The organism is Brevibacillus sp. FSL K6-6036 (assembly GCF_037964015.1).
Taxonomy (GTDB): Bacteria; Bacillota; Bacilli; order Brevibacillales; family Brevibacillaceae; genus Brevibacillus; species Brevibacillus borstelensis.
The window spans coordinates 400836-407500 of sequence record NZ_CP150173.1; the positions used below are offsets into that span (position 1 = coordinate 400836).

5 protein-coding genes (1 of these 5 only partly in view) are annotated in these 6665 nt (G+C 53.0%); all 5 read left to right on the plus strand.

Going from position 1 to position 6665, the window contains the following annotated elements; genetic code table 11:
- Positions 1-33: 33 nt before the first annotated feature.
- A complete protein-coding gene (locus NST37_RS02270; RefSeq protein WP_003393162.1) occupies positions 34-1518 on the plus strand; it encodes a sugar ABC transporter ATP-binding protein in 1485 nt (494 codons plus the stop codon).
- Position 1519: 1 nt separating this feature from the next.
- Positions 1520-2515, plus strand: a complete 996-nt coding sequence (locus tag NST37_RS02275; RefSeq protein WP_327925700.1) for an ABC transporter permease — start codon at positions 1520-1522, stop codon at positions 2513-2515.
- Positions 2516-2860: 345 nt separating this feature from the next.
- Positions 2861-4468, plus strand: a complete 1608-nt coding sequence (locus NST37_RS02280; protein WP_003393165.1) for a catalase — start codon at positions 2861-2863, stop codon at positions 4466-4468.
- 305 nt (positions 4469-4773) lie between these two features.
- Positions 4774-6246, plus strand: coding sequence for an ATP-binding protein (locus NST37_RS02285; RefSeq protein ID WP_003393168.1), 1473 nt, complete (start codon positions 4774-4776; stop codon positions 6244-6246).
- 23 nt (positions 6247-6269) lie between these two features.
- Positions 6270-6665, plus strand: the start of a protein-coding gene (locus NST37_RS02290) for a tetratricopeptide repeat protein (RefSeq protein ID WP_003393170.1). 822 nt of this gene lie beyond the right edge of the window; the window shows 396 of its 1218 coding nt (coding positions 1-396); it begins with the start codon at positions 6270-6272; the stop codon falls past the right edge of the window.

Genomic DNA, 6665 nt, shown 5'->3' on the forward strand with positions numbered 1-6665 from the left:
ACGGGATTCTTCCTTAATAAGGGGGGACAGAAAATGACGACTTTGCAGATGAACGGCATCATGAAGCAGTTCTCTGGCGTACCCGCGCTCCGTTCCGTCGATTTCGAAGTGAAAGCGGGAGAAGTTCACGCTCTGCTCGGAGCCAACGGAGCGGGGAAGAGCACGCTGATGAAGATTTTGACGGGAGCCTATGTGGCGGACGGAGGCTCCATTGTGATTGATGGCAGGGAGGCCGCGATCCAGTCGCCGCAGGATGCCAAAGCGCTCGGGATTCAATGCGTCTATCAGGAAGTGGATACGGCGCTGATCCCGTACCTCAGTGTAGCGGAAAACATATTGCTCGATCGCCAAATCCAAGCAAAGGGCTTGATCAGCTGGCGCCGCTTGTATGAAGAGGCGGAAGCGATTCTCGCAAGGTTTGGCTTTTCCATTCCTGTGAAAAAGCAGGTGGAAGCCTGTACGCTGTCCGAAAAGCAGCTGATCCTGATCGCCCGGGCGACGGTACAGCAGGCCCGATTCATTATTTTTGACGAACCGACAGCTCCGCTCAGCAACACGGAAACAGAGCGGCTGTTTCAGATCATCGAGCAGTGCAAGCAAGCGGGGTTGGGCATTATCTACATCTCCCACCGGCTGCCGGAAATTTTTCAAATCTGCGACCGGATCACCGTCATGCGCGATGGACAACGGATCTCTACCAAAGAGACGGCGGACACAACGATGGACGAGGTCATCGCCGCGATGCTGGGCAAGACATTCTCCGAGGAGTTCCCGAAGACCCAGGTGCCGATCGGCGAGACCATCCTGGAAGTGAAAAACGCCAGAGGAGGCAAGGTTCGCCGAGCGGACCTGCATGTGCGCGAGGGAGAAATCGTCGGTGTCGTCGGCCTGGTTGGAGCAGGGAAGACGGAGCTGGCACGTCTGCTGTTCGGCGCGGATGAGTGGGAGGATGGCAAGCTGATTGTAAACGGCAGGGCTTTGCGGCTTCGCACGCCGAAAGAGGCAGTCCAGGCGGGGATCGTCCTCGTGCCGGAGGAGCGCCGCAAGGAAGGGATATTCGTAGAGGAGTCGGTCGCCCGCAATCTGTCGGTGGCTACCCTGGCCAAATGGTCGCCAAGGGGCTTTGTGAAGCAAAGACTGGAGTCGGAGCAAGCCGAGAAGATCGTCCGAAAACTGGGGGTAAAGACAGCGGGCATTCGTCAGCCTGTCGGCCACTTGAGCGGGGGAAACCAGCAGAAGGTCGCTATCGGAAAATGGCTGGATACGGATGCGCGCATCTTTATGTTCGACGAGCCGACGAAGGGTGTGGACATCGGGGCGAAAAGCGACATTTACCGCCTGATCGGCTCGCTCGCCGCGGAGAAAAAAGGCATCCTGTATTTTTCCTGCGAGTTTCCCGAGGTGCTGGGGATTGCGGACCGGATCCTCGTCATGTTCGAGGGACAAATCGTAAAAGAGCTGAGCCGGGAAGAAGCGACCCAGGAGTCAATCATGTATTACGCAAGCGGGGGTGAATAAGATGGAAGCAAAAAAATACAGCTTGTTTGATTTTGTCTACAAATACGGAACGGTTGCCGTGATCGCCATCGTCATCCTGCTTTTTAGCCTGACCAATCCTTATTTCTTTACCTATGCCAACATCACGGATATTTTGCGCTCCATCTCCATCGTCACATTTGTGGCCGTCGGTGTTACGTTTTCCTTGATTGTCGGCGGATTCGACCTGTCTGTCGGTTCGACCGTCTCCTTGACTACCGTTGTCTCCGCATCGATGATGGTCTGGTACGAACAAGGAGCGGTCGCGACATTGACGGTTCCGATCGTTCTGGCCGTTCTGGTGGGCTTGATCAACGCGCTGTTGGTCGTGAAGATTCGGATTCCCGACCTGTTGGCGACCTTGGCGATGCTGTACATCGTAAACGGCGTCCATATGACCTATTCAAAGGGCTACTCGATCTACGCCAATATGCCGATGGAGGACGGGACGACTGCTCCGGGCAAATTTCAGGAATGGTTTCTCTGGCTGGGGCAAGGCGAGATTCTCTCCGTACCGGTGCCTGTGCTGCTTACCTTTTTGCTGGTGGCGGTCACGCATATTTATTTGACCTATACGAGACAAGGGCGCATGCTTTATATGACCGGAGGGAATGTGGAAGCGGCACGGCTCTCCGGAATACCCGTGAACCGGTACCGGACGCTTGCTTACGTGCTCTCTGCCCTGTTTGCCGGACTCGGAGGGATGCTCTTGGCTGCGCGAATCGGAACCGGTCAGGTGAGCAGCGGAGGCTCCATGCTGATGGATGCGGTGGCCGCGGCGTTTGTCGGTTTCTCTGTATTTGGCGCAGGCAAGCCCAATGTATTCGGCACCTTCGTCGGGGCCATCCTGATCGGTGTCCTGCTGAACGGCATGACGATGCTGAATCTTCCTTATTATGCGTATGACATCATTAAAGGAATTGTCCTGGCGCTGGCATTGGCAGTCACGTACTATCAATTGCGCAGAAAGCGGGCGTAGGAAGGATTGGAGTCAATCCTTTGCTGACTTGGAAGCCAAATGAAAGTCGCTACATACAGGGCGCAGCAGAAGAAGCCAGTTTTCAGGCTCACTTTAGGCTGTGCCCTGTAGCGGTTTTGCCGACCAACATCTCCAGAGTGTTACACATTCGTATGTGGCATGAAATTCCCTCTCTAATGGTTTCGCAGACAATTTTTGCATAAAGCTACCCCCGCAGGAAGATATTACATATGTGCAACCAAAAAACGTGCAAGCAAGCTATTTGACTGAAAGCGGGGGAATGCAATGAGTGATGTTCATCAGGAACGAGGAGCGTCAGCGGAAGGAGAGAACGGGACCTCGGTAATGGGTGCCGGCGGCGTATACGACAAAAGAATGACTGCGGGGGAGGGCGAAGATTCTCTCACCAACCGGCAAGGACACCCCATTACGGACAATCAGAACATGAGGACGGTGGGCAGAAGAGGCCCCACGACACTGGAGAACTACGATTTTCTGGAAAAAATCACCCATTTTGACAGGGAACGCATTCCGGAGAGGGTCGTTCATGCGCGCGGGACAGGTGCCCATGGCTATTTTGAAGCGTACGGCAAAGTGGGAGACGAGCCTATAGCCAAGTACACCAGGGCCAAGCTGTTTCAGGAAGCGGGCAAGCGCACACCCGTGTTTGTCCGGTTTTCCACGGTCACCCACGGCATCCACTCGCCGGAGACATTGCGCGATCCGCGCGGCTTTGCCGTCAAATTCTATACGGAAGACGGCAACTGGGATCTGGTAGGCAACAACCTGAAAGTGTTTTTCATTCGGGATGCGATGAAGTTTCCGGACCTGATTCACGCGTTCAAACCGGACCCGGTGACCAATATTCAGGACCAGGAGCGCATCTTTGACTTCATCTCCAACACCCCGGAAGCCATGCATATGATTACGTTTCTTTTCTCTCCGTGGGGCATCCCGGCCAATTATCGCCAGATGCAGGGCTCGGGCGTCAATACGTACAAGTGGGTCAACAAAGAGGGCGAAGCCGTTCTGGTGAAGTACCATTGGCAGCCGCTTTCCCAAGGCATCAAGAACCTCACGCAAAAGGAAGCCCAAAAAATTCAGGCACAAAATTTCAACCACGCTACTCAGGACTTGTACGAAGCAATCGAGCGAGGCGAGTACCCGGAGTGGGAGCTCTGTGTCCAGATCATGAGCGATGACGAGCATCCGGAGCTTGATTTTGATCCATTGGACCCGACCAAGCTTTGGCCGGAGGAACAATTTCCGTTTCTCCCTGTAGGCAAAATGGTGTTGAACAAAAATCCGGAAAACTACTTTGCGGAGGTAGAGCAAGCATCCTTCGGGACGGGCGTACTGGTCGACGGACTGGATTTTTCCGATGACAAGCTGCTGCAGGGGCGGACGTTTTCCTACTCTGACACACAGCGTTATCGGGTAGGCGCCAATTATTTGCAGCTTCCGATCAACGCTCCGAAAAAACGCGTAGCCACCAATCAGGAAGGCGGTCAAATGCTCTACCATGTGGACAGGACCAATCCGCATATCAACTACGAGCCGTCCACGATTGGGGGACTGCGTGAGGTCGTGCAGGAAGAAAAGGACCACGAGCCGTACGTAGCGGGAAATGTGGTGCGGCAAAAAATTGACCGGACCAATGACTTCAAACAGGCCGGGGAGCGTTACCGGATGTTCGAGGACTGGGAGCGGGACGATCTGATCGAAAATCTGGTAAACGCCTTGCGCGTCTGCAGGAAGGAAATTCAGGACAAGATGATCGAGATGCTAACAAAATGCGATCCCGATTACGGTCGTCGCGTCCGGGAGGGTCTGGAGCAGGCCGGCAGCAAGGATTCGGGAAAATTGGGGACGGGCGGTCCGATCGGCACAGAAAACGCTGGAGCAGCAGTGAAGGAAGCCGAAAGAAAAGGGCATCAGGCTGATCCCTATTAAGGATGGAAAGGCCGTTTCGCACGAGAGCGTGACGGCCTTTTTATATTGTTTATCAATAATGGAAGTATTTGTATCGGGTGTTTGTAATAGCCAAGACATCAAAACAGAACAGGGAATGGTAAGAAAGTCCCGTTTTCGCTGCTTCTTTTGCCCGAATACCCACATAAAATAAAGAAAAGGACAACCCGCAGAAATCGTCACAATCCACCATGTTTCTTGAAGTTTTTTACATTTGATGTAGAATGATGAGAGGTTGCAAACGAATATCCGAAACTGGATGCACGCGTCAAGATAGAAGACCATGGATGAATGGCGGTGAACACGCTTTGGAAAAAATACAATGGCTGCGTCAAATGGCGGCAAAGCATCCCGAAGACGCCCAAACGCACTTCTGGTTAGGAAAGGAACTGGCCGAAAACGGTTTGTGGCTGGAAGCGATCAGTTCATATTCTGCAGGACTCACATATTGCGAGAATGAGGAATTGCGCAATGACTTTATTCGGGAGCTGTCACTGGCCACACAACAGCTGCAGCAACAGGCAACGGGCAGTGCTGCTGCCCCGGCTGTCCAGAAGAACTCCTCCGCCGCCTCGGCTACAGGGATGAGCAATGTCGCGCCTCTGGCCAAAGGGATGGAAACAGAAAACATCGGAGAGAAAAACGAGGCTCCCCCCCAAGAAACAGATCATAAAAGAGATGGCCGCAACCATTCGCTGCAAAATGATTTCGGGGAAGACGATGAGAAATACGATGAAGCCGATGACGACAACAGCGATTACGAGGATGACCGTTATGCTGGCAGCCAGGGAACTGGAGCGGGCAGACAAAACCACTCCTACAAAGTAAAGAACCATCCGGGCCTAAAAATTATCGATGGCGGCCAACGGGAGAAAAAAGAGGAACTGCCAACGTTAAACAAGGTCACGTTTGAGGATGTGGCAGGCCTGCATGAATTGAAGAAAACGATTCGCTTGCGGATAATAAGCCCGTTTTTCAATCAAGGCCTGTTCTCCAAGTTCCGCAAAAAAGTGGGCGGCGGCGTATTGCTGTACGGCCCTCCCGGTTGCGGGAAAACGTTCGTGGCGAGAGCGACTGCAGGAGAATGCAAAGCCACCTTCGTCCCGGTGCACATCACCGATATTCTGGACCCGTATATCGGAGTGAGCGAGCAGAATCTGAAAGCCATGTTTGACAAGGCGCGTCACCATAAACCGAGCATTATGTTTTTTGATGAGATCGATACGATCGGCTACAATCGTTCAAAATCTTCATCCAATTACATGCGGGGCGTGATCGATACCTTTTTGTCGGAAATGGAAGGCATTGATACCAGCACCGATCAGGTTTTGATCATTGGAGCTACCAATCTCCCTTGGGATGTAGACAATGCACTGAAGCGGCCGGGGCGGTTTGACCGGTTGATTTTTGTTGCGCCGCCAGATTTGGAAGCGCGTGAGCAAATGTTCACGCTGAAGCTGCACGGACGATTTGCCAAAGGAATCGATCCCCATTGGCTGGCCAAGCACACGGAGTTCTTTTCCGGGGCTGACATTGAAAATGTGTGTGAGCGGGCAGCGGAGCTTGTTCTGGAGGAAATCTTGGAGACCGGCGTGGAGCGCCCGATCATGATGAAGGATTTGGAGACGGTTTTGAGCGAGGTGAAGCCGACCACCCTGGACTGGCTGCGCACGGCGAAGAACTATGTCAAATATTCCAACCACAGCGGGCTTTACAACGATATAGAGGCGTATTTGCGCAAGTTTGGCAGACAGATTTAATTTTCACCCAGGAGTTGAGAGAGATGGAAGAAAGGATACAAAACGATTCCGAAGAGCTAGTGGAAAGACTGGTAGACAGCATCGAGTACCATTTTGACAATGACAATTATGAGACGGTGATCGCGGAGGCCAAGGAGCTGCTCGCGGTGGAACCTGACCATTTTTATGCACTGCTGCAAATGGGCTACTCTTATTTGAATCTCGACAGAATGGATGAGGCCAAAGAAACCGCCCAATACATGCTGGGATTGTGGCCTTCCCACCCGAGGGTGTTTCACCTTTACGGATGTGTGTGCAGATATAGCGGGGATTACAGCCGGGCTGTGGAAAGCTTCAAGCAGGCTATCGAGCTGAGACCGCTCAATATCGTCCATTACTGTGAGCTGGTGGAGACGATCTATTACTCCCAGACCGATTCC